Genomic DNA, 26,789 nt, shown 5'->3' with positions numbered 1-26,789 from the left:
GAGAGATTACCTGAATATGGCTCAGGTGCAAAAAAAAGGCAGACCTTAGGCGGGTAGCTCCAAGAGTTGTTCGATGATCTTTGCGACTCCATCGACTTCACATGGTTCTGCGATCGCTTTGGCAAAAGTTGGCGCTGCTGGGTGTCCATCTGACATCGCATAGGAACGAGATGCCCATTGCAGCATTGAAAAGTCGTTCGGGTTGTCTCCAAATGAAACGCAATCATCAGCAGTTAATCCAAGACGTCCTGCCATCATCGCTAAGGTCGCACCCTTTGAAACATTAAGTGCAGAGATTTCAATAAGTGAATCTCGTGACGTTGAATGTGTGACAGTTACAAGATCATGTAATTCGCGATGTGCAACTTCGACCATCTCATCTGATGTGAATTCATGATTGCTGCATCTTCCCAAAATCTTTAAAGCTGGGCGATTAATGACATCTTCAATTTTGTTTGTACCAACATTATCTAAACCAACATCCCACTTAGGAACATAGGCAATTTCGCGGTGATAGTGATCATTAGATTCGACAGCAAATGACATTTCAGGCATTGCAATTCGCATGCGCCTTACTACTTCTAATTGATCTTCTATCGAGATCATCCACTCTTCTAAAACTTTGTCGTTCATTAAGTCATACAACATTGCACCGTTGCAACAGATCGCTTCGCCGAAACCAAAAGCTTCGCGAATTTCGCCCATCCAACGTGGCGGACGTCCGGTAACAAAGAAAACATGAACGCCCATATCCTTGGCGCGAGTAAAGACATCAATTGTTCTTTGGGAAATAACACCTTTGTGCGAAACAATCGTGCCATCTAGATCTGTTGCAATTAATTTAGGGCGCTTACTCACACCAACTCAAATCGTTGTGTTCCTAGGAATGGTTGCAGCGCGGCAGGAACATTGACTGAACCATCTGCATTTTGGTGATTTTCTAAAATGGCAACAATCATGCGCGGGATTGCAACTAATGTGCCATTTAGAGTGGCAACCGCTTTAGTTCCATCGGCATCTTTAAATCGAATGTTTAAGCGGCGTGCCTGAAATTCGGTGCAGTTAGAGGTGCTAGTGACTTCGCGATAGGCCTCTTGTGTAGGTATCCAGGCTTCAATATCAAACTTGCGATTAGCGCTAGAACCAAGATCACCTGATGCCACATCAATAACTCGGTATGGAATCTCCATCGCATCGAGAAAATCCTTTTCCCATTGCAATAAACGCTTGTGCTCTTCCTTTGCCTGATCTGGATGGCAAAATGAAAACATTTCAACTTTGTCGAATTGGTGAACTCGAATGATTCCACGAGTGTCTTTTCCATATGTTCCGGCTTCGCGACGAAAACATGATGAATACCCTGCATAACGAATCGGAAGTTTGTCAGCTGGCAAAACTTCATCCATATGCATTGCAGCTAATGGAACCTCTGAAGTTCCAACTAAGTACACATCATCTTTTTCAAGGTGATAAACATTTTCTGCCGCTTGACCAAGGAAACCAGTTCCTTCCATTGCTGCTGGATTAACAAGTACTGGTGGAATCACCGGAGTAAATCCTGCTTTAAGCGCCGATGAAATTGCGTAGTTAACTAAAGCAAATTCCAGCATCGCACCAACACCCGTTAAATAATATGAACGAGAACCTGCAACCTTTGCTCCGCGCTCGGTATCAATGGCACCTAACAACTTACCAAGTTCGACGTGATCTTTTGGTTGGAAATCAAATGTGCGAGGAGTGCCAATATGTTCGATAACTACAAAATCTGCTTCGCCACCAATTGGTGCAGCTGGATCTAAAATATTTGAAAGCTGCATGATTAATTGCTTGCTTTGTTCTTCAACCTCTGCGCGCTTTGAATCGGCTTCTTTTACCTTTGTAGCAAGCTCTTTTGCGTTCTCTAGCAACGCAGCTTTCTCATCACCTTTTGCCGCACCTACTGATTTAGATAAAAGGTTTTGTTCTGCACGTAAAGTTTCAAACTTTTCAATCGCTGCACGGCGAACTTCATCAATTGCAATTACCTTGTCAACAATCGATGCATCTTCGCCGCGACCAGTCTGGGACGCACGAACTGCGTCTGGGTTTTCGCGTAAGTACTTGATGTCGATCATTTACTTGCCTTTTCTCGTGGGTATGAGCCAAGGAATCGGATGTCTTCGCAGATTGCTCGAAGGCTTTCTACTGCCTCCTTCACTGGTGCATCTGCGATGTGGCCCTCAGCATCAATAATAAAATGGTAATGGCCAAGTTCTAATCCAGTTGGACGTGATTGAATAAAAGTAAGGTTGACGTCGCGCTTAGCGAACTCAGTCAAAATATCCAGCAATGCTCCCGCGTGATCCATTGCAATAAAGACTGCAAGAGAGGTGCGATCCCACCCTGTGTTCTTTGGGATGGTGCCTGGCTTTGAAACCAAAATAAAGCGTGTGATTGCGCCGATGTTGTCACCGATGTTGTCTGCAATGACGCGAAGTCCGTAATGAGCCGCAGCTACTGGCGCGGCAATCGCTGCATCAAATTCGCCACGTGAAATCGCTTCGGCTGCAGCAGCAGTTGATGCGGTAGAAATCAGTTCTGCATCTGGGTAATGCTGTGCAACATAGTTGCGGCATTGTGCTTCTGCGTGAGGATGGGTTGCAATCCGCAAAATCTCTTTGTCATCGCCTTTAATCATTAAAGCGAAAGAGACTGGCAAAGTTACTTCTCCAACGATTGTAAGTGGCTCACCGGTTGCAAGTTCATCAAGTGTGCGGGCAACAACACCTTCGACTGAATTTTCAATAGGGACTAAAGCAAAATGGGCTTTACCTAAACGAACTGCATCCAGTGCTGCGGTGACGTTTGCATAAGGCATCAGGCGATCATTAGAAGAAGTGATCTTTTTAAGAGCCGCCTCCGTAAATGTTCCCTTAGGACCGAGATAGGCGTATGTACTCACTTGCTAATGGTACCCGAGTACAGACCTCGCATATGACGGGGTATTGGTGATCAAGACATCCACACCGTTATCAGCGCAAAAGCGCATATCGTCGGCATCATCAACGGTCCAAACAAAGAGTTTGCGTGGATCCTGATTCAAATGTGGTTTTTTTCTGAAGGCAGAAATTCCAGGGCCAATAACTTGCGCAGAAGTAAATCTACGCATCGCAAATGAAAACTTATCGTGAAGCAAAGCTACGGTTTGTTGATCCGGATTTATCTTTCGAATATTTTCTAGAGCTAGCCATGAAAATGACATCAGAGAAATCTGGGCAACTTGTTTTTCTTGTTGTAGTAACTCCATGACTTTCTTTTCCACCGCGCTTCCAGTTGGTACTGGATGTTTAGTTTCAATTGCTAACTCTCTTTTGTTATCTCGCGCCAGAATCAATAACTCTTCTAAACTCATAGCTTGCGGGTACAGCCTTTTGATTTCTGAAAAGCTTATGTCGGCGATGCGTGCTGGGTTTCCTGCAATACGTTGCATATCTGCGTCATGCCAGAGCAATAATTGGTTGTCTTTGGTTAATCGAACATCACATTCAAAACCATCTGCCCCGTCATCAATGGCGGCTTTATAGGCAGCCACAGTTAATTCTGGGTGTTGTTTTGAGGATCCGCGGTGGGCGTAAATCTTCACCTTTGAAGGTTACACCGATACTCTTAGAACTATGAGCGCACACTTTTTTGAAACATCGGCGCGTTCGGCTATTGGGTTAGTGCGACAAGGAAATGAAGACTCTGGTTTTGTTTCCCCGCAATTGATTGCCGTTGCAGATGGAATGGGTGGTCACGCCGCTGGTGAGGTTGCATCTCGAATTGCGGTTCAGGTCTTGCAGTCTCTTGTTCCTTCTTTGATCTCAACTGAGATAGATGAAGACTCTGTTGAAGATCTTTTAATGCATTCCTTGCACAGTATTGATTCAGAAATTTCTGTAGTTACTGATGAAGATACTGATAAGCGTGGAATGGGGACAACGCTGACCGCGTTACTTATTCGTGACAAGTACATCTCTTTGCTACATGTTGGTGATTCACGCTGTTATCGCTTACGTGGAAACACCTTAGAACAATTGAGTAACGACCATACTGTTATCCAGGAGTTGCTTGATCAAGGAGCTATTTCACAGGCCGAAGCGGTTGAACATCCACAGCGTTCAATGCTGACTCAGGCACTGCGCGGTGACGGAGATGTAACACCAGTCCTTCAGATGTATGAAATCAAGAAAGGCGACCGATACCTACTGTGTTCAGATGGTTTATCGGGGGTTTTGACGGAAAAAGAGATCAAAATAGGTTTAAAGAAATCTAATAAAGATGAAGCTGTTAAGTTTTTAGTTGACGCAACATATGTCAACGGAGCACCTGATAATGTCACTGTACTTATCGCTGATATTTCAGATGAGGCCAAAACAACACCATCATTGATAGGAGCAGCTCATGATTAATTCGCTGCTTGGTGGTCGTTACAAATTAGGCGAAATGATTGGCACCGGCGGAATGGCTGATGTTTATGTCGCCGAAGATACGCGGTTAGCACGACAAGTTGCGGTTAAAGTTTTGCGTAGTGATTTAGCCCGAGATCCATCTTTTGTTGCGCGCTTTCGCAAAGAAGCGCTTGCTGCAGCTGCGCTTAATCACCCAGGAATTGTTGCCGTTTACGATTCAGGAGAAGAGCCTGCGCCATACATAGTTATGGAGTTGATTTCAGGTCACACCCTTCGCGAATTAATTCATAAAGGTGAGCGAGTCCCTTTAAAGCGCGCACTTGAAATTGGTGAAGGAATTCTTGCTGCACTTGAGTATTCGCACCACAGCGGGATTGTTCACCGAGATATCAAACCTGCAAACATCATGATCACCGACAATGGTGATGTAAAGGTGATGGATTTTGGTATCGCTCGAGCTTTAGCCGATTTAGGTGCAACCCTTACCAGCACGTGGAATGTTGTTGGAACTGCGCAGTATTTATCTCCAGAACAAGCATTGGGCGAAGTTGCAGACCTGCGAAGTGATATTTATTCAACTGGTTGTTTGTTATATGAAGTGTTAACGGGTAAACCACCATTTACTGGCGAGACACCTGTGTCTATTGCATATCAACACGTCTCTGGGGTTTTAGTTGCTCCAAGTTCAATTGTTCCCGAACTTCCTGCAGGTATCGACACATTATTAACTGTTGCATTGGCTAAGAATCCAGATGATCGATATCAATCTGCGGGATTAATGTTGGATGACCTTTACAAGATTAAAACCGGCGAGGTTGTCACCACAAAGATTGCAAAGCAGCCTGTCTCTAGACGCAAAGTATTAATTGGGGCAATTAGTGGTGTTGCTGCTGCCGCATTGCTTGTGGCAGGTGTGTTTCTTACGCGCCCCGACGTTGCTACATCCAACCTGCCACAGCTTCCAAATGTTGTTGGTTTAACCGAAGTCGAAGCAAAAGCATTATTGGGTGATTATGTTGTGACAATTACTCGAGCATACGATGGAAGAATCCCTAAAGATCGTGTTGCAAGTCAATCTCCATTAGCAACTACCAGAGTTCAAAAGGGTTCAGGTGTTGTATTAGTTATTTCAGATGGTCCTGGTACTTCTGCAGTACCAATCGATTTAGTGGGCATGTCGCTTTTGGATGCACGTAATGCGCTGGCATCAGTTGGATTAGTTGTTGCAGCAACAGAGGCGGTCCCATCGGATGAATTACAAGGAACGGTTCTAAAGGTAACTCCAGAACCAGGTTCAACAATTACCGCTGGTAGTGGAGTTGTTTTGCAAATTGCTAGCGGAGAAGTAAGTGTTCCATCATTAATTGGCATTGAAGCTTTGCAAGCAAAAACAATTTTAGTGCAAGCAGGTTTCTTGGTTCGCGAAGTAGAAGGTTACGATGCTAATCAGCCAATAGGTGTTGTTATTCGTCAAGCTCCAGATGGTGGAACAACGCAAACCATTGGTAAATCAGTAACAATTACTATTAATAAAGCGCCATAATTTAACGGTGAACTACTGGAGATAATCCAACTGCTTTTTCGCGAGCGCCTTTATCTCCACACATCACTAACCAGTTAGCTAGCATTTGGTGTCCGTGTTCAGTTAACACTGATTCTGGATGGAACTGCACACCTTGAATCGGAAGTGTTGTGTGTTGCATTGACATCACTAAACCAGAATCAGTTGATCCAGTGATGTGTAACGTATTTGGAACTGAATCTTTTTCAACACACAATGAGTGATAACGGGTTGCGGTAAATGGTGATGGAATATCAGCCAAAACACCTTCTTGTTTATGATACACAAGTGAAGTTTTTCCATGCAAAAGTTCTGGTGCGCGTAAAACCGTTGCACCAAATGCAACACCGATCGCTTGATGTCCGAGACAAACACCAAACAGTGGAATCGAGTGCTGGGCGCAGTACTTGATCATCTCAACGGAGATGCCTGCTTTTTCTGGGGTCCCGGGTCCTGGAGAGATAAGCACCCCGTCGTACTTGGATGCTTCGGCCGCGGCCACCGCGTCGTTTCGAACCACGGTGCATTCAGCACCCAATTGCTGCAAATACTGCACCAAGTTAAAGACGAAAGAGTCATAGTTATCGACGACAAGAATCTTGGTGGCCATAGGAGCATTCTGTCTCATGGTGTATCTTTCGCGTATGCCTAAATCAAAGCTACGTAAAAAGGTCACCGAGCAGCGCGCTCACGACCAAGAGGTTGATGTCCAGACCCCCCATGTTCCTTTGGAGAGCCCACGCTGGCTAGCTCCAACCATGGTTGCAGCCTTTTTGATCGGCTTATTCTGGATTGTGACCTTCTATGTGACCCAGACCCAGTACCCAATCCCGGGTATCGGTGCATGGAACATGATCGTTGGTTTTAGCTTTATTGGTGTGGGCTTCTCGCTAGCTACTAGATGGCGTTAATTACACCGTTGTAATTCGATCCACAATGTGGGTAAAACCTGTGGATAACTTACCGACGGACCATAACTAACTGGGCAGCTACTACCCCACCGATTAATCCACCTAAGTGTGCACGCCAATCAACTCCACCCATGGCAAAACCAAATGCAAAGTTGATTCCGATAATCACAACAATGGAGCGAAAATCCACCCCGATTTCCAAATTTTTAGAGTTGAGCCCAACGATGGCTAACGCGCCGAACAAACCAAAGATCGCACCTGATGCGCCAACTGAAGCGCTATATAAGGATGCGAAGTAAGCCGAAGTCAATGAACCGGTTAACAATGAGAAAAAGAAAACAATCAAAAACTTTTGTTTTCCATATGCAGCTTCAAGTGGATTACCTAAAACCATCAAGGAATACATGTTGAATCCCAGGTGCAAGATTCCACCATGTGTAAGTGCAACCGTGAAAAGTCGATACCACTCATTAGTTAATTGCAAATACTGGAAACTTGGTAGCCACAATTGTTGTTGTAAAGATGGAACAACCATTTGCAACAGATAAGCACCGCAGATAACTGCGATTAACGAATAAGTAGCAGAACGTTTAAGCAACTGTAACGCTGTTGATTGTGATGTCAGTTGCTGGCTTGTCCTGTGCGCCAGTCTTTGCTGTTGCAATTGCATCTACAACCGCTTGGCTAGCTGCATCTTTAACTTCACCAAAAATGCTGTGCTTGCGGTTTAACCATGTTGTTGGGGCAACAGTAATAAAGAACTGTGAACCATTGGTTCCAGGTCCTGAATTTGCCATTGCAAGAATGTATGGACGATCAAAAGTCAGTTCGCCATGGAATTCATCTGCGAAACGGTAGCCAGGTCCACCTGTGCCGCGACCTAGTGGGTCTCCACCTTGAATCATAAAACCGTCAATGACGCGGTGAAAAATTGTTCCGTCGTACAACTTCGCAGTTGTCTTGTCACCTGTGCGTGGATCTGTCCACTCTTTTGCGCCAGTTGCTAGTTCGACAAAGTTTGCAACTGTCTTTGGTGCATGGTTTGGGAATAGTTCGATAACAATGTCACCGAGTGATGTGTGAAGGGTCGCTGTTGAAGTCATGGCGGTAGATTACGCTAAAGATCCAGAATTTTTTACGGGTTGCAACTCATGCAACGAGCTGGATCTAAAGTCACATTGATCACAGCGCCAAATGCGGTGTATTCACACTTAACACAACCCAAAATCTCTTGCTTGATGGCCTCTTCTGATACGTCGCCACACTGCGAACACTCAACACCCCGGACAAAACTTGTTAACCCCCAACCTGGTGTTAGGCATTGCGGGCAGACGTGGGACAACCGCTGAACTAATTTAAGTGCAACATTTGAAATGTTTTTCTGTCTAGATGGCGAAGACATTGCACGCAAATCACTTTCAATGATCGCTTCGCCATCTGATGATGCATCTCGCGCTTTTAAAATTGCATCTTCTAGCTCTTGTATTGTGCGTACACCTTTTACCGCACCCGTTCCGTGCTGTGGTTTAACAATTAATGCATGGTTTGGAAAATCTGCTTTCTTTAAAAAGGCACCTAGATCCATCTTTAAAGTGTTGGTTGTGAAAGCAACAATTTCGTTAGATTTGATTGTTTCTTGAACTTGGATCTCTAACTCATCATCGATGAAAACCATTGTTTCGATGTTTGCATTTATAAACCCAAACAATGGGTCTGGACCAACACTTCCTTCAGATGCGATTGCATAGGGATTACCTGTGGTCTCAATCCCTAGTCTTGCTTTCTTAATCGCGGTTTCAAGCGGTGTTCCAACTCTTTCGATTTCTCCAGTGAATGTTCCGAAAATGTCGGTATCAACTACAACCTCTTGTACTTGCATGGCCAAAACATCATTGAAGTGTTTGGTAACCAACTTAGCTTTGTCATGCTTTGTCGGCATAACAACTAGCCGCGAGTTGTATCGGCTCTTAACTGGGCTCACTTTTTTGAAAATATCCTCAACAGCGCGCTGATTGGTTGTTGCGCTTCCATGGGGTGCCTAAAACTTTTATTTGTATTCACGCGATAACTGTTTCGTCGGCCAATTCTTTCGATTGAGATATAGCCACCGGTTTCTAAATCAGACAAAATTGAAAGTGCGCTGCGTTCGGTGATTCCTACAGCTTCTGCTATTTCTTTTATTTTCGAATCAGGGTTGCGGTTAATGTGCACCAGAATGTGCCCGTGATTTGAGAGAAATGTCCATGATGCTTGGGTTGTTGCCATGGCCCGATTATACATGAGATTTGACTCATGAATTAAACTTCATGTATGTTTGGGTTATGAGTTCATGGGATTTAGCTTTTTCCAACCTTGTATCTGTGGGCGTGCTTGCTTTTGCCTTCGGTTTTCTGGCTGCGCGTGTAAAGAGTGATGTACGGGTTCCTGAGCAGATCTACCAGTTTCTTTCAATTTACCTTTTGCTTGGAATTGGACTTAAGGGTGGTCATTCATTAAAGAGTGTGACTCTGGAAGAAGTTTTTGCTCCTGCGGTAACAACTGTAATTGCCGGTGCATTGATACCCGTGCTTGCCTACCTTTCACTTAAGTTAATTAAAACTTTATCGGTGGTTGATAGAGGATCTATTGCTGCGCATTACGGTTCTACCTCTTTGGTTACTTTTTCAGCTGCGCTTTTGTTTCTAGAAAGTAATTCGATTTTTGTCGAAGGTTTTGCACCAGCTTTACTAACCCTGATGGAGATTCCTGGTTTGATAGTTGGTATCTATCTTGGTTCTAGAACACCTGGTTCAGAAGTTAAATGGAGTGAAACCCTGAAAGAGGTTTTGCTGGGAAAAACTGTTTTGTTGTTGTGCGGCGGTTTGTTTATTGGCGCTGTCTCAACTAATGAAGGGTATGACAAAGTTAATCCTTTTTTTGGTGGTCTACTCAGTGGCTTCTTAGTGTTATTTCTTCTGCATCTTGGTTACTTGGCAGGGTTTAATTTTTCAGAGGTTCGAAAGGTTGGAAAACCTTTAATTGTTTTTGGTCTTTTGTTCCCTTTAATTATTGGCGTACTTGGCGTCTTTGCTGGAACTGCAATTGGAATGTCAATTGGCGGATCTACAATTCTTGGAGTTTTGTGTGCGAGCGCTTCGTATATCGCCGCACCTGCAGCGGTCCATGTTGCCCTTCCAAAAGCCAATGCGACAGTTGCGTTGATGTCGAGTATTGGAGTTACTTTTCCATTTAACTTGATAATTGGAATTCCGGTATATTTCAAAGTTGCGGAATTTTTAAGTACTTTCTAGATCATTTACTAAATGGAACTATTGTGGAGACCAGGGGAATCGAACCCCTAACCCCCGCCTTGCAAAGGCGGTGCTCTACCAATTGAGCTAGGTCCCCGTATTAGAACGGGTGGGCCCAGGTGGACTTGAACCACCGACCTCTTCCTTATCAGGGAAGCGCTCTAACCAGGCTGAGCTATGGGCCCGCAGCAAAGATTTCTCTTTATTGCGCGAAGTGCCAAGATTACCTTGAACTTCACTAACTCCCAAAACGAGCGTAACCCGTTGGAAATTAGAGCGTTTAACTCAGGATGCGAACCATACTAACTTTTCGCGGAAATCTCATCTTCGCCATTCTTGGTCACTGATAACAGGCTCACACCTTCATCAAGGTTTACCAAGCGCACACCCATACTGTCGCGGCCAGTCTGACGGACCTCGGCTGCAGGGGTTCTCATGACAGTTCCCGCGGAAGTGATCGCAAGGATCTCATCCTCATCACGAAGAACCAATGCGCTAACAAGGGATCCACGTGAATTCTCATCAATTTTGGCGGCTTTAATTCCAATTCCGCCACGACCCTGCAATCGATACTCATCAATTGGAGTCTTCTTTCCATAACCACCATCGGTAGCTGTAAATACAAATGAATCCTTTGCAAGATCGGCATTAACGCGTGCCATTGTTAACAAATCATCTCCTGCGCGGAATTTCATTCCGATAACACCACTTGTGGAACGGCCCATTGAACGAAGTGATTCATCATCTGCAGTAAACCGCAATGACATTCCTTTTGTTGACACAAGAAGTAATTCATCATCTGAATTGATTAATGATGCAGAAACAACTTCATCGCCTGGTTTTAATGTAATTGCAATTAATCCGCCTGTGCGTGGTGAGTCATATTCACTTAAAGGTGTCTTCTTGACTAATCCGTTGCGAGTTGCAAGAACAAGATACGGAGAAATTGTGTAATCCTTTAATGACAAAACTTCGGCAATTTTCTCATCTGGTTTAAATGCCATCAAGTTAGCAACGTGTTGTCCGCGCGCATCGCGACCTGCATCTGGTAACTCATGAACCTTTGCGCGATAGACACGACCTTGGTTAGTAAAGAACAACAACCAGTCGTGGGTAGAGGCAACAAAGAAATGATCTACAACATCATCTTCTTTAAGTGCTGCGCCCTTAACACCACGGCCACCACGGCGTTGTGATCGGTAAAGATCAGCCATGGTGCGCTTTGAATACCCGCCGCGGGTAATAGTTACAACAACATCTTGATCAGGAATTAAATCTTCGGCGCTGAAATCACCTTCGCTTGCAATGATTTGTGTGCGGCGTTCATCCCCGTACTTTGCAACCAAATCTGCAAGCTCTGTCTTAACAATTTCGCGTTGTTTTTCAGGGCTGACCAGAATCTTGTTCAGTTCAACGATGTCAGCCATTAAACCGTCGTATTCATCATTGATCTTCTGGCGTTCCAAAGCTGCAATACGACGCAATTGCATATCCAAAATAGCGTTTGCTTGAATTTCATCAACAGATAACAACTTCATCAAACCAGTACGGGCTTCTTCGGGGGTGGTTGATGCACGGATTAATGCGATAACCGCATCTAGTGCATCAAGTGCTTTTAGATAGCCTTGCAAAATATGTGCGCGTTTTTCTTTTTCCGCTAAACGGTACTTGGTGCGGCGAACAATTACTTCGACTTGGTGTTCGATGTAGTAGCGAATGAATTCATCAAGGCGCAAGGTACGAGGGACACCATCAACTAGTGCCAACATGTTCGCACCAAATGTGTCCTGCAATTGTGTCTGCTTGTAAAGGTTATTAAGAATTACTTTTGGAATAGCCGATTGTTGTAAGACAATTACTAAACGTTGACCAAGACGTTCATTTCCTTCATCGCGAACATCTGCGATTCCTTTAATTTTTCCATCTTTAACCAACTCTGCAATCTTTAATGCAAGATTGTCTGGGTTAACTTGATATGGAAGTTCACTAATAACTAAACATGTGCGCTTGTTGATTTCTTCAACCTGAACAACTGCGCGCATTGTGATCGATCCACGGCCAGTTCGATATGCCTCTTCGATTCCCATGCGGCCAACAATTAAAGCCTTGGTTGGAAAATCTGGACCTTTAACAATCTTGATCAGGCTATTTAGCAACTCATCCTGCTTCATCTCTGGGTGTTCCAGTGAGAAAATTACCGCTTCACCGATTTCGCGCAGATTATGTGGGGGAATATTTGTTGCCATTCCAACTGCAATACCGGCAGAACCATTAACAAGCAGGTTTGGTAGGCGGCTCGGTAAAACTGTTGGTTCTTGTGATCGACCATCGTAATTAGGGATGAAGTTAACGGTGTCTTCGTCGATGTCGCGCATCATCTCCATAGCAATAGGAGATAAACGCGCCTCTGTGTAACGCATTGCTGCAGCTGGATCGTTGCCGGGAGAACCGAAGTTTCCGTTTCCATCAATTAATAAATAGCGAAGCGACCAGTGTTGGGCTAAACGGACAACGGAGTCGTAAATCGCGGTGTCACCGTGTGGGTGGTAATTACCCATAACGTCACCAACAATGCGTGAAGATTTGTAATAACCCTTATCTGGGCGATAACCCGCGTCATACATTGCATAAAGAACACGGCGATGAACAGGTTTTAAACCATCTCGAACATCTGGCAAAGCGCGACCGACGATAACTGACATCGCGTAATCAAGATATGAACGCGCCATTTCGACTTGTAGATCAACGGTTTCAATCTTGTCGAAGTTTTCCAGATTGTTTGGGTTTAGTTCATCCATTAGATATCCAAGAACCTAACATCCTTAGCGTTGCGCTGAATAAATGCGCGGCGCTTTTCTACATCTTCACCCATTAATACAGAAAACAGATCATCAGCTGCTGCAGCGTCATCAAGTGTTACGCGCACAAGGACGCGGTGCTCTGGATCCATTGTTGTGTCCCATAGCTCTTTAGCTGGCATTTCACCAAGACCTTTGAAGCGTTGGATTCCATCATCTTTAGGTAAACGCTTTCCTGCAGCAACACCTAGTTCGATCATTCCATCACGTTCGCGATCACTAAATGCGTATTCGATTGGATCTTTTCCGGCCCATTTTAACTTATACAAAGGAGGTTGAGCGAAGTACACAAAACCTTGTTCAATCAATGGGCGCATAAAACGGAATAACAAAGTTAAAAGTAATGTGCGAATATGTTGTCCATCAACATCAGCATCGGCCATCAAAATAATCTTGTGATAGCGCAGTTTGTTGATATCAAAATCATCATGCACACCTGTACCGAGTGCAGTAATTAGCGCTTGAACTTCATTGTTTTGAAGTACGCGGTCAATGCGAGCTTTCTCAACATTTAAAATCTTTCCGCGAATCGGAAGAACTGCTTGGTTACGTGAATCGCGTCCACCCTTTGTTGAACCCCCTGCTGAATCACCTTCGACGATATACAACTCGCACTTAACTGGATCGGTCCATTGGCAATCAGCTAGTTTGCCGGGCATTCCACGGCCTTCTAGTAAACCTTTGCGGTTGCGGCTTAAATCGCGTGCTTTACGGGCGGCAACGCGCGCGGCAGCAGCATCAATGCTTTTACGCACGATTTCTTTGCCTTCTGCGGGGTTTTGCTCAAACCAAGTAGTTAACTCTTCATTAACAATCTTTTGGGTAAAAGTTTTTGCTTCGGAGTTACCAAGTTTTGTTTTTGTTTGTCCTTCAAATTGAGGTTCAGCTAATTTAATTGAAACAATCGCGGTTAGACCTTCGCGTACATCATCACCAGTTAGGCGATCTTCTTTCTTGCGAATAAAACCTTGTTCTTCGCCGAACTTGTTAACAATAGAAGTTAATGCGGTGCGGAAGCCTTCTTCATGTGCTCCACCTTCGTGGGTGTGAATAGTGTTTGCAAAGGTATAAACAGATTCAGAAAAACCTGCATTCCATTGCATGGAAACTTCTAGTGCAATTTTGTTCTTTTTATCTTCGGATGCAAAGTTGATAATTGATTTGTGAGTTTCACCACGGGTTGAATTAAGATGTTTTACAAAATCAGAGATTCCGCCTTGGTATTGATAGCGAACCGTTAACTGCTCACCTTTTTCATCAACATGGCCTTGGCGCATATCGGTCAAAGTTAAAATCAAACCTTTATTAAGAAAAGCCATTTCGCGAAAACGTGTTGATAAAACTTCAAATGAAAAATCAGTGGTTTCAAAAATTTCCTTGGATGGCCAAAATCTAACGGTTGTTCCGTTAGATTGTGAAGCATCGCCTTTTCGTACTGGTGTTGTTGGTACACCTAATTTGTAATCTTGGTACCAAAAACTTCCGTCGCGTTGAACAATCACTGAAAGATCTGTACTAAGTGCATTTACAACTGAGATACCCACACCGTGTAGACCACCGGACACTGAATAACCACCATCGCCAAACTTTCCGCCGGCGTGTAAAACGGTTAGAACAACTTCGAGTGCTGGTTTTTTCTCAACTGGGTGAATATCTACTGGAATTCCGCGGCCGTTATCAATTACTTCAAGACCGCCATCAGCTAACAAGGTGACGTTAATTTCGGTGCAATGGCCAGCAAGGGCTTCATCGACTGAGTTATCGACAACTTCATAGACCAGGTGGTGTAGCCCGCGTTCACCGGTTGATCCGATGTACATGCCTGGGCGTTTGCGGACCGCATCCAAGCCTTCTAGGACGGTGATGTTGGAGGCGTTATACGAGTTCTCGGCCATCACTATTCCTTCCCTTTAGATCCTTCAAATCGCCTGTAAAGGCTTTTGGAGAGGGTTTACCTCTCGGAATGGGATTATCCTAGTCGTAAATAGCGGGATTACATAGCCGAAAAAAGCCCTGTGGACGGGTATAGACGAACTTTGAGCGTGGAGTTGAGGGTGACTAGTGGGCCACTACTAGTTGTAGGTGTCTCGCGGGCCGCGAGCGTTGCGGATGGTGCGGATGCCCTTTTTCCAGGTTGGGGTTTGTGGGCCAATGATCGCCAACCTTTCAATAAGGACCCCAGTGGCATCTTTTTGGATCGTCAACAGCAAGTCGGCGCTGATTAGATTCAATTGTGTTGCCCAGGCAGTCGATGAGCTTTGAATTGTTAAAACATTATCTAAAATCGAAATAGGTTGTGCATGTTGTGCAATTTCATCTCCAACAATTTTTTGCCAATTAACAAAAAGATTTCCTTCAGCAAGTCCTGAATCCCAATCACGATCTGAAATTAAATTATTTAATACGCCACCAATTAATTCTGGGTCACCTGGTTGACCAACACGTGGTGTTGGTGCGGGTTTATTTGGTTTGCGGATTACACCGGTTTTAAATGTTTTAAAAAGATCTAAAGCTAAGTCGCGTTTACTCATTAACTCTTCCCTTTCTTAACTACACCAGGTGTTACATAAAACTTTTGGGTTAATAATTCAGCGGGTAAATCACTTTCAACCGCAGCGGTGATAAAAGTTTGTTCGGCAAGTTTTGTGGCAGACATTAGTTGGATTCGGCGAGAAGTATCAAGTTCGGCAAAAACATCATCCAGGATTAAAATTGGTGAAGCACCTTCTGATTTCAATAAGTTGAAAGATCCAGTTCGAAGCGAGATTGCCATAGACCACGACTCACCGTGGCTGGCATAACCTTTTGCTGGAAAATCGCCCAGTTGTAAATGTAAATCATCGCGGTGTGGGCCAATTAATGAAACACCACGTTCGATCTCTTGGTAGGCAACTTCATCCAAACGTGCGGTAAAGGCTGCAATATTTTCATTAATATCTCGAGTAACACCTTCGGTGCTGCATTTGTAGGAAATTGACGCCGGTTTTACTTCATTCAAGTTTGCATAGTTTTGGGCCACATGTGGGTTTAGCGCATCAATTAAAGATATGCGTTCTGCGGTTAGTTCGGCCCCTAGTTTTATAAGTTGTTCATTCCATGGTGCCAGGGCTGCTGCCGATGTCCTAGTTTTTAAAAGCGCATTGCGTTGCTTTACAACACGTTCATAATCAGCGATAACCCCAGCTAAACGGGGGGTTCTGGTGATTAATAAGCGATCTAGAAAATCGCGGCGGGTACCTGGTTCTCCGCGAACCAAATCTAAATCTTCAGGGGAAAAATAAACTATTTGAATTGCGCCCAGGATTTCGCGTTGGCTGCGAGTTGGGTTTCCATTAATACGCGCGCGGTTAGCTTTACTAGCGTTTATCTCTAGATCGATTTGAAGGGTGCGATCTTCTCGTTGCACCTCGGCGCGAATAATTGCTTGTTGATTTCCTAGTGAAATAAGTGGGACATTGTTGGAAACACGGTGTGAAGTAAGAAAAGCTAAATAGATTAGCGATTCGGCGATGTTTGTTTTTCCGGAACCGTTATCCCCGATAAAAGTTATAACACCTGGTTCCAGGTCTAATTCCAGAGAGTTATAGGAGCGAAAATTGGTGAGTGCTAACTTGTTGATACGCACTAGACACCCCTTTATTTACTGTGAAATATTTTTATGAGGCGTAACGCATTGGCATTAAGAGGTAACGGTAGTTTTCTTCCAGTTTTCCATCTTTGTCGCTTTTACCCATCAAAATCGCGGGTTTGTTTGATCCTGTAAATGAGATTTGCACAAACTTTGTTTGAACCGCATTTAAACCATCTGCTAAGAATGTTGGGTTGAAAGCAATAGAGATTGGTTCTCCAGTTAAAAGGATTTCAATCGCTTCAGTTGCTTGTGCCTCTTCGCCAGCACCAGCTTCAAGTGAAAGTGTGTTATTTGCAAAATCTAAACGAAGTGGAACTGTTTTATCGGTAACAAGTGCGACTCGGCGGACAGAATCCAAAAGTGTTGCGACTTCAATAAGGGCGGTTGTTGTTACCTCTTGTGGAAGTAAGTGACGGTATGGGGGAAATGTTCCATCTAACATGCGGGATGTCATAGTTTTTCCATCGCCTGCAAAACCAGCTAAACGATCATTACTTGTGTTAGGTGCGAATGAAAGTGAAACATCTTTTGAGCCGGTGAGTGATTTAGCGGCGTCGGCAATTGTGCGAGCGCGCAGTAATGCAGTAGTTGTTGTGTTAGGCGCAGTTGGAGCCCATTGGATTTCGCGAACCGCTAAACGGTAACGATCAGTTGCTGCAAAAGTAATTGTGTCTTCATTAATTTCTACATGAACACCTGTAAGTGTTGGAAGTGAATCATCTCGCCCTGCAGCGATAGCAACTTGTGCAACCGCTGTTGCAAATGTGTCACTTGGAACTGTTCCGGTTGAATCTGGAAGTTCTGGCAAGTTTGGATACTCATCAACAGATAATGTTGGCAGGGTGAATTTTGCACTGCCGCTAGTTACCAAAACGCGTGTTCCATCTAAAGTAAAAGTGATTGGTTTGTTTGGTAGCGAGCGTGAAATTTCAGCTAGTAGTTTTCCTGGAACTAAAACCTTGCCAGGTTCTTTTACCCCGGCGGCAAAATGTGCCTTACTTGCTGTTTCTAAATCGGATGCGGACAAGAAGACTTCATTGTTTGTCGCATCGATGACAATTCCGAGTAGCTCTGTTTTTATTGGTCGGGTTGATAGTGAACGTGAAACCCAATTAACTCCATCGGTTAACGCAGATTGCTCGACTGTAAATTTCATTTCTATCCCCGGCTCTTCAGATCTTTGTTTGTGTAAGTGTTCACGGAAAGGTTATTCGCGTAACTGGATGTATGTATATAAAGGTAGTCGTAGTAACTAGAGCTTTTATTTGTTGATAAACCGTAAAACCCCTGTTCAACGCGGGGATTGGCCTTGTATAAGGTGTGGGTAACAACAGGGAAAAGATGTGGATAAAGATGGGTAGTAGGACCGCTCATTACCAACCACACCCTTTCCACTTCTTCTCCACCATGGTTATCCACGGATTTTCCTTAAACTACCCAAGTTATCCCCAAGTTATCCCCAACTGGGGGTAAAGAGTGGCAATTCGGACATATAGCCCAAATCAACCTTGGTTTATCTAGCCTGCTGTTTGATACGGGTGGTGAGCTCGTTGACCTGGTTATAGATCGAACGGCGCTCAGCCATTAATTGACGGATCTTTCTATCGGCGTGCATAACCGTTGTGTGGTCACGCCCACCAAATGTTTGGCCGATCTTCGGCAATGAAAGCTCGGTGAGCTCTCGGCACAAGTACATCGCGATCTGGCGCGCGTTCACCAAAACTCGAGACCGTGAAGTTCCACATAAATCATCAATTGTCAGACTGAAGTAGGCCGCGGTTTGGGCCATGATCGTTGCGCCGGTGATTTCAGGATTAGTTTCATTAGGAATCAAATCCTTTAAAACAATTTCAGCAAGTGACATATCAACACTTTGACGATTTAAGGATGCAAAAGCAGTTACGCGAATCAAAGCACCTTCAAGCTCGCGAATATTTGTTGAAATCTTACTTGCGATAAATTCAAGCACGTCATCCGGTGCATTTAATTTATCTTGGGCAGCTTTTTTGCGAAGAATCGCGATACGAGTTTCAAGTTCTGGCGGTTGAATATCTGTAATCAAACCCCATTCAAAACGAGAACGTAAACGATCTTCAAGAGTTGTTAATTGTTTTGGCGGGCGGTCACTAGAAATAACGATCTGTTTGTTGGCGTTATACAAAGTGTTGAAGGTGTGGAAGAACTCTTCCTGTGTACGTTCTTTGTTTTCTAAGAACTGAATATCATCAACCAACAAAATATCTAGATCACGATAACGGCGCTGGAAAGCAGATGCTTTATCATCACGAATTGAGTTAATAAAGTCATTCGTAAATTCTTCCGATGAAACATACTTAACACGAACATTTCCATACAACTCTTGGGCGTAAGCACCAATCGCGTGCAATAAGTGCGTCTTACCTAAACCAGATTCACCATAAATAAACAGTGGGTTGTATGCCTTAGCTGGTGCTTCAGCAACCGCCACTGCAGCAGCGTGGGCAAAACGATTAGATGCGCCGATAACAAAAGTTTCAAAAACATACCGTGGATTTAAGGTAGATGTGTCGGCTGCCTTTAATACAGGCGCATCATCGCGACCAGTTCCAGATTTCGGTGCGACAAATTCAATTTCAACATCAGGTGTTGAAGTTGAGACAACTTCAAGCGTCTCATCCACAGTGACAGCAATATTTGTGGTTGAACCAAGTTCGCGGGTTAAAACTTCGCTGACAACTGTGCGCAGGCGACTTTCTAAAACATCTTTTGCGAAAAGATTGGGCGCTGCCACCAATAAAGTTGTTTGATCATCATTATGAAGAAGTCCAAGTGGTTTAGTTAGTTGCAAGAACGCTCGGTGTTGAGGGGCGTTAATCGCAACCTCTTCAATAACCCTGCCCCAGAGCGTGGTTAGCTCAACCTCTTTAACACTCACCACTGCCTCAATTCTCGGGGCTCACCCCATAATGTTCATCCACAGGGTTATCCACACCCTGTGGTCTAAACCCCAGGTTGAGCCCTGCTAAATCCCACCAAAGGCGCTATACCTGTGGACGGGAGTGAAAAGTAGAGGGGTTTGGCAGAAAAAGCAACTGGTTATCCACAACTAGGACCGGTCCTCACCCCCTGTAGCAGCCAGTTTGACCCGCTTATCCCCAGACCTCTACCGTTACACCCTTGCTTCCCCCGTATTTCTGGCCCGCAGTAGATTTTCATAATTAGGAGTTTTTCATGACAAAGCGCACCTTCCAACCAAACACACGTCGTCGTGCCAAGAAGCATGGCTTCCGTGCTCGCATGGCTACACGTGCTGGCCGTGCAGTTCTCTCTGCTCGTCGCGGCAAGGGTCGCGCCAAGCTTTCTGCATAAGGGTTTATAACCGATACCCGTGCTTGCAAAGAGCGCACGTCTTACAGAGAGCGCGGATTTCGCGCGTGCTACAAAGAGTGGTTTGAGATTCTCAACTCCAAACTTTGTTGGATACCTATACCCAACCCAACTTGATCAACCTGCTCGCGCTGGATTGATCATCAGTAAAAATGTTGGTGGATCTGTAACACGTCACCGAATTGCACGCCAAGTTCGTCACACCCTTCGTGAAATTTACCCACAACTTCCAATGGGAGGTTTGTTGGTAATCCGAGCGCTCAACAGCGCTAACGATGCCGATGCATCACAAGAGGTAACAAAGATTGTCGGGCAACTTTTAAAAAAGTTTTCCGAGAAGGTTGAACAAAAGTGAGAGCTTTATTGATCGCACCAATCAAGGTGTATCAAAAATGGATCTCTCCGATGTTTGGACCACGCTGTAAGTACTACCCGTCATGTTCTTCATATGCAGTCTCTGCAATCGAAGCCTACGGAGTAAAAGGAGTTGCAATGAGCACCTGGCGTTTGTTGCGTTGTAATCCATGGTCACACGGTGGTGTGGACTATGCAGTTCCGAAAGAGAAGGTAGTGATTAATGGATAGCATCCTAAACCCCTTATATATAGCGGTTTCTTGGGTAATTGTGACGATTCACAAAGCACTAACACCAATCTTTGGAACTGACAGCGGTGTTTCTTGGTCACTTGCAATCATCGGCCTAGTAATCATCATCCGTATTATTTTGATCCCACTTTTTGTAAAGCAAATCAAAAGCCAGCGTGCATTAACCGCCCTTCAACCACACATGAAGGAAATTCAAAAGAAGTACAAAGATGATCGCCAAAAGCAATCAGAAGAGATGATGAAGCTTTACAAGGAACACAAGACAAACCCGCTTGCATCATGTTTCCCAATCTTGGCTCAAGCACCAATCTTCTTTGCATTGTTTACAGTGCTAAACGGAATTGGAAAGGTCCCAATTGATGCAAAGGGAGTTCTTACAAAAGAGGATGGAATTAGCGCAGCACAAGCAGAGTTCTTTGGCGCACCAATTTCGCAAACATTTTTAGGTTCAGATATTGGAACTGTAAAACTTGTAACAATTTTCCTTATTGCATTTATGTCACTAACGACATTTACAACCCAACGTCAATTAATGACAAAGGGAATGCCAAAGATGGATTCTTCCAACAACATGATGTTGCAACAACAAAAAATTATGTTGTACGCATTCCCAATTATTTTTGCAATTACAGGTGTTAACTTTCCAGTTGGTGTTTTGATTTACTGGTCAACAACAAACTTGTGGACATGGGGTCAGCAGTACTACGTGATTAAGCGAAACCCAACACCAGGATCACCGGCATATGAAGAGCTTCAACGTAAACGCAATAAGAAAAACGGCGTAGTTGAAACAGAAGAGACAAATAGTTCTGAAGGTACGACCATGGAAAAAGGTCAGCGCCAACAGCCAAAAAAGAAGAAAAAGAAGAAGTAATAAACGGACATATCTACCCAAAAATGTTTAATTCACTACAATCCCGACAAAGGGGGCATCATGGCAAAGGCTAAAGCAGAGACGGTAGAAGCAGTTGTTGAGGCAACAGAGGAAACCAGCACAAAAGCTACAAAGGCTCCAAAAGGCGTAGCCAAGCTGGAAGAAGAGGGCGACATCGCCGCTGACTACCTAGAGGCGCTACTAGATATCGCTGACCTAGATGGCGATATTGATATTGATGTAGAAAATGACCGCGCATCCCTAGCGATTGTGGGGGGCAAGTTGAGCCACCTAGTTGGCCGCGATGGTGAAGTTCTGGACGCAATCCAGGAGCTAACCCGCCTAGCGGTTCAAACCTCTACAGGTGACCGCAGCCGACTAATGCTGGACATTGATAACTTCCGCGCAGGCCGTAAAAAGGAGCTCAAGAAGCTTGCTGAGGATATGGCTGAAGAGGCAAAAACCACTGGCAACTCAATCAATTTGAAGCCAATGAACGCTTTTGAGCGCAAGATCATCCACGACACAATCCAAGATCTTGGTTTGAGCTCAGAATCCGATGGAGAAGATCCAAACCGTTTCGTAGTTATCTATCCAGCGTAAAAGCATGCAGGTTTCACGTGAAACCCTCATCGCGAGGCATTTTCCAGATGTTGAGCGGGTTCACGCCTACGCCAAATTCCTAGAAACAGCTGGAATTGAGCGTGGATTAATCGGCCCACGGGAGGCTGACCGCATTTGGGAGCGTCATATCCTCAACTGCCTACCCGTTACAACCCTGTTTACAGAAGGGGCAACCGTCTTTGATATTGGCTCAGGGGCAGGACTGCCAGGAATAGTGATCGCTCTAGCTCGCCCCGATCTGAAGGTTACCCTGATTGAACCCCTTGAACGTCGCGTGGAGTTTTTGCAGGAAGCGGTCGAAGGTCTTGATATCCAGGTTATCCGCGGCCGATCCCAGGATGTAAAGCAAACTGCTCATTATGTAACCGCTCGAGCAGTGGCTCCTTTGGAGAAGTTGAAGAAGATTAGCTGGCACCTTTTGAAGACCAATGGCTCTTTGTTGGCCATGAAGGGCGAGAAAGCCCAAGAAGAGATGCTTTCTGTGCCAAAAGCGATACTTCATGAAGTAAATCTGGAGGGAATCGAGCTCGGCCGCATAGTCGAGGTCAAAAAAGGTGCTTAACTACCCACGTGGATGATTCACGTGAAACAAAGAAGGTCGTAGGCACCCGTCGCCTGAAAGAGGCGATGCCAAAACCAGCCTCCCTTCGAATCCTGACCGTGGCCAACCAAAAAGGCGGGGTCGGCAAAACGACCACCACAGTTAACCTGGCAGCAGCCCTATCTATGGGTGGCTTGAAGGTTGTTGTCATTGATCTTGATCCACAGGGAAACGCATCAACCGCACTCGGTGTTGAACATCTTGATAATGCAGGAATTTACGAAGTGTTGATGGGTGAATCAACAATGTCGCAAGTAATTCAAAAAGTTGCAGGCTTTCCGTCACTTGAATGCGTTTCATCAAACACATCATTAGCGCAAGCAGAAATTGAATTAGTTCCGATGGTTGCGCGCGAAATGCGTTTGAAAGAAGCGATTGAAGAGTTAGTTACAGAACGCGCTGCAACCGGTGAAACAATTGATTACATTTTTATTGACTGCCCACCATCACTTGGTCTGTTAACAATCAACGCATTTACTGCGGCAAAAGAAGTTTTGATTCCAATTCAATGCGAGTACTACTCACTTGAAGGTTTATCACAATTGTTAAAAACTTTTGAATTAGTAAAGAAGCGTTTGAATCCAACATTGAAATTATCAACACTTGTTTTAACAATGTTTAACAATACAAATCTTGCAAATGATGTCGCTAATGAAATTAGAAAACATTATCCCAATGAATTAATTGATATACCTATCCCCCGCACAGTACGTGTTTCAGAAGCTCCTGGATTTAAACAAACAGTGATGACATACGACCCAGTTTCTCCTGGAGCAGTTGCATACATGTCTGTTGCACGCGAACTAGCAGAACGCGGAAAACCATTTGATTCAAATGTTGTTTCAATTAATTACAAACGTGAAGGTGAGATCGCTTAATGGCACGTCGCGGCGGTTTAGGTACAAACCTTGACGCTTTGATTCCAACATCATTAACAGTTGGAGACAAAGAGGTTGGTCAACAAAATGAAGTCCCTATCTCATCAATTTCTCCTAACCCACGTCAACCACGCACATATTTTGACCCAGTTGCACTAGAGGAATTAATTGCATCAATCAAAGAGATTGGTATTTTGCAACCACCAGTAGTTCGACAAACAAAGCCTGGTATGTATGAATTAATCATGGGAGAGCGCCGTTTTCGCGCGGCAAAAGCTGCTGGCTTAACAAGTATTCCTGTCATTATTCGCCAAACTGCAGATAATGAATTACTTCGCGAAGCGTTGATCGAAAACATTCACCGCAGTCAACTAAACGCACTAGAAGAAGCTGCTGCGTATTCACAACTGCTAACAGACTTTAACTGCACACATGATGAGTTAGCTTTAAAGCTGGGACGTTCACGTCCATTGATTTCTAACACAATTCGTTTAATGAATTTGCCACCATCGGTTCAACAAAAATTGGCTTCTGGTGTTCTATCAGCCGGTCATGCACGCGCCCTGCTTGGTTTAAGTGATGCTGGTTCAATTGAAAAATTAGCGGCACGAATTATTAGCGAAGGATTATCGGTCCGCGCAACAGAGGAAATTATTTCTTCAGGTGCGCCAAAGGGTCAATCAACCAAGAAGCCAAAAGGTGCAAAATCTGCCAGTCCTGAATTACAAGAGATCGCTGAGCAAATTGGTGATGTCCTAGATACTCGCGTGACTATTCAAGGCAGTGCGAAAAAAGGAACGATTGTTATCGAATTTGCTGGAGCACAAGATTTACAGCGAATTACCAAGGCAATTCAAAACTAACCTTTAAGTTCAAAACCTTTTCGGCTAGCCATCTCTTGTTTAATTACTCCACCTAATGCCTTAACACCTTCACGGATACGCTCTGGTGTCGGGTAGCAATATGACAAACGCAACGACCACGATCCAAAACCATCGGCATAAAAAGCGGTTCCAGGAACGTAGGCAACCTTTGCAACAATCGCCTTTGGCATTAAAGCGGTGGTATCAATTTCTGGCGGCAAAGTAACCCACACATAAAAACCACCACCAGGCTTTGTCCATTGCGCAGTTGCAGGAAAATACTCATCAAGTGATTCCAACATCGCATCACGACGCACCTTGTATAGCTCGCAAAAAGATGCGATTTGGTCGCGCCATGGCTGATCTGCCAAGTAACTAGAGATAGTTAACTGCGTGAAGTTAGATGGGCACAAAATTGATGATTCGCTAGCAATAACTAACTTCTCTTTCAAAGATGGCGGAACTAGCGCCCAACCCACACGCAATCCAGGTGCGATTGTCTTTGAAAACGACCCCAAATAGATCACATTTTCAGAATCTTCTGCACGCATCGCATTTGGTGATGGCTTATCAAAGCCCAACAAACCATATGGATTGTCTTCAACAACAAAAATGCCGGCTTCGCGACAAATTTTCAGAATTTCCGTACGTCGGTTAGCTGGCAACAAAACACCACTTGGGTTTTGGTAATTCGGAATTGTGTACAGGAACTTGATCTTTCGCCCCGCTGCCCGCACACTCTTGATTGCCTCTGCCAAAGCTGTAGGAACTAAACCATTGTCGTCGGTTTCAACATGCACAACCGAAGCTTCATATTGATGGAAAGTACCCAACGCTCCAACATATGAAGGCGCTTCACACAAAACAACATCTTGCGGATCTAAAAAGATGCGTGAAATAAGGTCAAGTGCTTGTTGTGACCCTGTTGTAATTAAAACATCATCTGGGTTTGCGCGAATTCCTTCAAGGGCCATTACTTCACAAATTTGTTCACGCAGCTTTGGATGGCCTTGACCATTTCCATACTGCAACGCTTCTTGCCCGTTATTTCGAACTAAATTATTTACAACATCAGCCATCATTCCCATTGGAAGAGCGGAAAGATTTGGCATTCCACCAGCTAGTGAAACAATCTCTGGTCTAGATGCCACCGCAAACAGTGAGCGAATCTCACTTGGCTTCATGTGCGCGGCTCGAGATGCAAATCTTTGTTCTAGATTTTGCGGAGCACCTGTTGAGTAGCGTTGCGTGATATCGGACATGTAGTAAGTCTGCCATACCCAAGCGTTGGCTTGAGCGCTATTTAGCGGCGAATGCCAGCTTTACGAAGATCTGAAATTCGTAATGTTCCCGTTTTTGCATCATCTTCTGCAGCCAAATACAGGCGTTGGATTGCAATCACCAAGGCTTCTGCAATTACATCACGAAAGTCTGGTCGAGTTAGACGCGACATATCCCCCGGATTACTGGTGTACCCCAAATCAATTCTTACCGTTGGCGCAGTTGTAAGACGCAGTAAATCCCATGTTTTTGCATGAATTCTGCAATTAGCTAAATCTGTTCGCGCGCAAATTTCACGTTGTACCAATGAAGCAAATCGTTCACCAACAATTGAATGAACACCATGTGTATCGCTTCCATAAAAATAAGTAGCAGCGCCATGGGCTTTTTCATTCTCATATGAATCAAGGTTTAGCGAGATCATTAAATCTGCATTACTTTTGTTACTAAATTGAATTCGATCCTGTTCGGAAGGATTGTTTGAAATACCACGTGTAAGGAAAACTGAAGCACCTAAAGCAAGTAAACGACCTTCAGTTCGAACCGCAACATCGTAAGCAATCTGATTATCTGAATCAGGATTTAAAACAATTACCTTGTTTGCTAATGCTGGGCCACGACTTTGTTGTGTTGCATTTTGTCGCAAAGTAGATGGGACTCCACCTGAAACAATCTTAGTTAAGCGAAGCAAAGCAATGATTGTTGCTGGGCCACACTTTCCATCAATGGTTGCCCCTACAGATTTTTGAAACTCTTTCACAGCTGATTCGGTACGTGGACCGTAAATTCCATCTACACGCCCACAATCAAAACCCATCTCAGTTAATCGAGTCTGCAAGGCCGCGATGTCATCCCCGCGCATTAAATCCACATTGTGAAGATATAAAGAGCGATCACCAAGTTTCCATTGCGACTCTTCTAACGCGCGTGCAGTGACCGCATCAACAAAACCCGTGACATCAAGGCCACGGGCTTGTTGAAATGAGCGGATCTCCGACTCAGTTAAATCTGACAT

The 26,789-nt window shown here is 44.4% G+C and carries 29 protein-coding genes and 2 tRNA genes; 12 read left to right on the top strand and 19 right to left on the bottom strand.

Going from position 1 to position 26,789, the window contains the following annotated elements; translation table 11 throughout:
* Positions 1-45: 45 nt before the first annotated feature.
* Genes AC9UC2_RS01195 through AC9UC2_RS01180 form a run of 4 tightly spaced genes read right to left on the bottom strand, consistent with a single transcriptional unit; the run spans position 46 to position 3,622 of the window.
* Positions 46-858 (bottom strand): HAD-IIB family hydrolase, encoded by an 813-nt coding sequence (locus AC9UC2_RS01195; RefSeq protein WP_509524290.1) that lies wholly within the window; start codon positions 856-858, stop codon positions 46-48.
* Positions 855-2,114 (bottom strand): serine--tRNA ligase, encoded by a 1,260-nt coding sequence (serS, locus tag AC9UC2_RS01190; RefSeq protein WP_509524288.1) that lies wholly within the window; start codon positions 2,112-2,114, stop codon positions 855-857. The genes AC9UC2_RS01195 and serS overlap by 4 nt, the downstream gene beginning before the upstream one ends.
* The gene (gene pheA / locus AC9UC2_RS01185) at positions 2,111-2,941 is read right to left on the bottom strand and encodes a prephenate dehydratase (protein WP_509524285.1); all 831 of its coding nucleotides are present in this window, start codon (positions 2,939-2,941) and stop codon (positions 2,111-2,113) included. Before pheA ends, serS begins: the two co-directional genes overlap by 4 nt.
* A gap of 3 nt (positions 2,942-2,944) precedes the next feature.
* Positions 2,945-3,622 (bottom strand): glycerophosphodiester phosphodiesterase, encoded by a 678-nt coding sequence (locus AC9UC2_RS01180; protein WP_509524283.1) that lies wholly within the window; start codon positions 3,620-3,622, stop codon positions 2,945-2,947.
* 31 nt (positions 3,623-3,653) lie between these two features.
* On the opposite strand from AC9UC2_RS01180, the gene AC9UC2_RS01175 reads away from it, so the two are divergent.
* Positions 3,654-4,430, top strand: a complete 777-nt coding sequence (locus tag AC9UC2_RS01175; protein ID WP_509524280.1) for a PP2C family protein-serine/threonine phosphatase — start codon at positions 3,654-3,656, stop codon at positions 4,428-4,430.
* A complete protein-coding gene (locus AC9UC2_RS01170) occupies positions 4,423-5,973 on the top strand; it encodes a protein kinase domain-containing protein (protein WP_509524277.1) in 1,551 nt (516 codons plus the stop codon). Before AC9UC2_RS01175 ends, AC9UC2_RS01170 begins: the two co-directional genes overlap by 8 nt.
* A 1-nt stretch (position 5,974) precedes the next feature.
* Here AC9UC2_RS01170 and AC9UC2_RS01165 read toward each other — a convergent pair whose 3' ends face one another.
* The gene (locus AC9UC2_RS01165) at positions 5,975-6,619 is read right to left on the bottom strand and encodes an aminodeoxychorismate/anthranilate synthase component II (protein WP_509524274.1); all 645 of its coding nucleotides are present in this window, start codon (positions 6,617-6,619) and stop codon (positions 5,975-5,977) included.
* Here AC9UC2_RS01165 and AC9UC2_RS01160 point away from each other — a divergent pair.
* Positions 6,618-6,902: a cell division protein CrgA gene (locus AC9UC2_RS01160; protein ID WP_509524271.1), complete on the top strand. Its 285-nt coding sequence runs from the start codon at positions 6,618-6,620 to the stop codon at positions 6,900-6,902. The two genes, AC9UC2_RS01165 and AC9UC2_RS01160, sit on opposite strands and share 2 nt — an antisense overlap.
* Positions 6,903-6,951: 49 nt before the next feature.
* Here the strand turns inward: AC9UC2_RS01160 and AC9UC2_RS01155 are convergent, their stop codons facing one another.
* The 4 genes from AC9UC2_RS01155 to AC9UC2_RS01140 are packed head-to-tail and all read right to left on the bottom strand — an operon-like array spanning position 6,952 to position 9,167.
* Positions 6,952-7,500 carry a rhomboid family intramembrane serine protease gene (locus tag AC9UC2_RS01155; RefSeq protein ID WP_509524268.1) on the bottom strand — a complete coding sequence of 183 codons (549 nt, stop codon included), beginning with the start codon at positions 7,498-7,500 and terminating at the stop codon, positions 6,952-6,954.
* The gene (locus tag AC9UC2_RS01150; RefSeq protein WP_509524265.1) at positions 7,493-8,005 is read right to left on the bottom strand and encodes a peptidylprolyl isomerase; all 513 of its coding nucleotides are present in this window, start codon (positions 8,003-8,005) and stop codon (positions 7,493-7,495) included. The genes AC9UC2_RS01155 and AC9UC2_RS01150 overlap by 8 nt, the downstream gene beginning before the upstream one ends.
* Positions 8,006-8,037: 32 nt before the next feature.
* Complete coding sequence (locus tag AC9UC2_RS01145; protein ID WP_509524262.1) at positions 8,038-8,883, bottom strand: DUF6671 family protein; 846 nt, start codon at positions 8,881-8,883, stop codon at positions 8,038-8,040.
* A complete protein-coding gene (locus tag AC9UC2_RS01140) occupies positions 8,880-9,167 on the bottom strand; it encodes a helix-turn-helix transcriptional regulator (RefSeq protein ID WP_509524260.1) in 288 nt (95 codons plus the stop codon). The genes AC9UC2_RS01145 and AC9UC2_RS01140 overlap by 4 nt, the downstream gene beginning before the upstream one ends.
* A gap of 56 nt (positions 9,168-9,223) precedes the next feature.
* Here AC9UC2_RS01140 and AC9UC2_RS01135 point away from each other — a divergent pair, with 56 nt between their 5' ends.
* Positions 9,224-10,192, top strand: coding sequence for a sodium-dependent bicarbonate transport family permease (locus tag AC9UC2_RS01135; protein WP_509524257.1), 969 nt, complete (start codon positions 9,224-9,226; stop codon positions 10,190-10,192).
* 24 nt (positions 10,193-10,216) lie between these two features.
* Here the strand turns inward: AC9UC2_RS01135 and AC9UC2_RS01130 are convergent.
* The 8 genes from AC9UC2_RS01130 to dnaA form a co-directional block, all read right to left on the bottom strand.
* Positions 10,217-10,289: transfer RNA gene (locus AC9UC2_RS01130), tRNA-Ala, on the bottom strand.
* Between the two features lie 13 nt (positions 10,290-10,302).
* A tRNA-Ile gene (locus AC9UC2_RS01125) sits at positions 10,303-10,377 on the bottom strand.
* A 117-nt stretch (positions 10,378-10,494) separates the two neighbouring features.
* A complete protein-coding gene (gene gyrA / locus AC9UC2_RS01120; protein ID WP_509524254.1) occupies positions 10,495-12,990 on the bottom strand; it encodes a DNA gyrase subunit A in 2,496 nt (831 codons plus the stop codon).
* On the bottom strand, positions 12,990-14,945 hold the full coding sequence (gene gyrB / locus AC9UC2_RS01115; RefSeq protein ID WP_509524252.1) for a DNA topoisomerase (ATP-hydrolyzing) subunit B: 1,956 nt from the start codon (positions 14,943-14,945) through the stop codon (positions 12,990-12,992). Before gyrB ends, gyrA begins: the two co-directional genes overlap by 1 nt.
* 177 nt (positions 14,946-15,122) lie before the next feature.
* On the bottom strand, positions 15,123-15,581 hold the full coding sequence (locus AC9UC2_RS01110; protein ID WP_509524249.1) for a DciA family protein: 459 nt from the start codon (positions 15,579-15,581) through the stop codon (positions 15,123-15,125).
* Positions 15,581-16,675, bottom strand: a complete 1,095-nt coding sequence (gene recF / locus AC9UC2_RS01105; protein WP_509524246.1) for a DNA replication/repair protein RecF — start codon at positions 16,673-16,675, stop codon at positions 15,581-15,583. Before recF ends, AC9UC2_RS01110 begins: the two co-directional genes overlap by 1 nt.
* 31 nt (positions 16,676-16,706) lie before the next feature.
* Positions 16,707-17,837 carry a DNA polymerase III subunit beta gene (gene dnaN / locus AC9UC2_RS01100; protein ID WP_509524243.1) on the bottom strand — a complete coding sequence of 377 codons (1,131 nt, stop codon included), beginning with the start codon at positions 17,835-17,837 and terminating at the stop codon, positions 16,707-16,709.
* A 357-nt stretch (positions 17,838-18,194) separates the two neighbouring features.
* The gene (gene dnaA, locus AC9UC2_RS01095; protein WP_509524716.1) at positions 18,195-19,595 is read right to left on the bottom strand and encodes a chromosomal replication initiator protein DnaA; all 1,401 of its coding nucleotides are present in this window, start codon (positions 19,593-19,595) and stop codon (positions 18,195-18,197) included.
* A gap of 296 nt (positions 19,596-19,891) precedes the next feature.
* Here dnaA and rpmH point away from each other — a divergent pair, with 296 nt between their 5' ends.
* Genes rpmH through AC9UC2_RS01055 form a run of 8 tightly spaced genes read left to right on the top strand, consistent with a single transcriptional unit; the run spans position 19,892 to position 24,493 of the window.
* The gene (gene rpmH / locus AC9UC2_RS01090; RefSeq protein WP_445821280.1) at positions 19,892-20,029 is read left to right on the top strand and encodes a 50S ribosomal protein L34; all 138 of its coding nucleotides are present in this window, start codon (positions 19,892-19,894) and stop codon (positions 20,027-20,029) included.
* A gap of 19 nt (positions 20,030-20,048) precedes the next feature.
* Positions 20,049-20,402, top strand: a complete 354-nt coding sequence (gene rnpA / locus AC9UC2_RS01085; RefSeq protein WP_509524240.1) for a ribonuclease P protein component — start codon at positions 20,049-20,051, stop codon at positions 20,400-20,402.
* Positions 20,399-20,632: a membrane protein insertion efficiency factor YidD gene (yidD, locus tag AC9UC2_RS01080; protein WP_509524237.1), complete on the top strand. Its 234-nt coding sequence runs from the start codon at positions 20,399-20,401 to the stop codon at positions 20,630-20,632. The genes rnpA and yidD overlap by 4 nt, the downstream gene beginning before the upstream one ends.
* Positions 20,625-21,527 (top strand): membrane protein insertase YidC, encoded by a 903-nt coding sequence (yidC, locus tag AC9UC2_RS01075; protein WP_509524235.1) that lies wholly within the window; start codon positions 20,625-20,627, stop codon positions 21,525-21,527. Before yidD ends, yidC begins: the two co-directional genes overlap by 8 nt.
* Positions 21,528-21,587: 60 nt before the next feature.
* Positions 21,588-22,130, top strand: coding sequence for a Jag family protein (locus AC9UC2_RS01070; RefSeq protein WP_509524232.1), 543 nt, complete (start codon positions 21,588-21,590; stop codon positions 22,128-22,130).
* Positions 22,131-22,134: 4 nt separating this feature from the next.
* Entirely contained in the window at positions 22,135-22,713 is a 579-nt protein-coding gene (gene rsmG / locus AC9UC2_RS01065) for a 16S rRNA (guanine(527)-N(7))-methyltransferase RsmG (RefSeq protein ID WP_509524229.1), read from the top strand.
* An 8-nt stretch (positions 22,714-22,721) separates the two neighbouring features.
* Complete coding sequence (locus AC9UC2_RS01060; protein ID WP_509524227.1) at positions 22,722-23,630, top strand: ParA family protein; 909 nt, start codon at positions 22,722-22,724, stop codon at positions 23,628-23,630.
* Entirely contained in the window at positions 23,630-24,493 is an 864-nt protein-coding gene (locus tag AC9UC2_RS01055; protein WP_509524225.1) for a ParB/RepB/Spo0J family partition protein, read from the top strand. Before AC9UC2_RS01060 ends, AC9UC2_RS01055 begins: the two co-directional genes overlap by 1 nt.
* Here AC9UC2_RS01055 and AC9UC2_RS01050 read toward each other — a convergent pair.
* A complete protein-coding gene (locus AC9UC2_RS01050) occupies positions 24,490-25,755 on the bottom strand; it encodes an aminotransferase-like domain-containing protein (RefSeq protein WP_509524223.1) in 1,266 nt (421 codons plus the stop codon). The genes AC9UC2_RS01055 and AC9UC2_RS01050 overlap by 4 nt on opposite strands.
* Before the next feature lie 41 nt (positions 25,756-25,796).
* Positions 25,797-26,789, bottom strand: a complete 993-nt coding sequence (locus AC9UC2_RS01045) for an N-acetylmuramoyl-L-alanine amidase (protein ID WP_509524220.1) — start codon at positions 26,787-26,789, stop codon at positions 25,797-25,799.

Source organism: Candidatus Planktophila sp., from assembly GCF_036734405.1.
Taxonomy (GTDB): Bacteria; Actinomycetota; Actinomycetes; order Nanopelagicales; family Nanopelagicaceae; genus Planktophila.
This window is presented reverse-complemented; position numbering and strand designations above follow the sequence as displayed.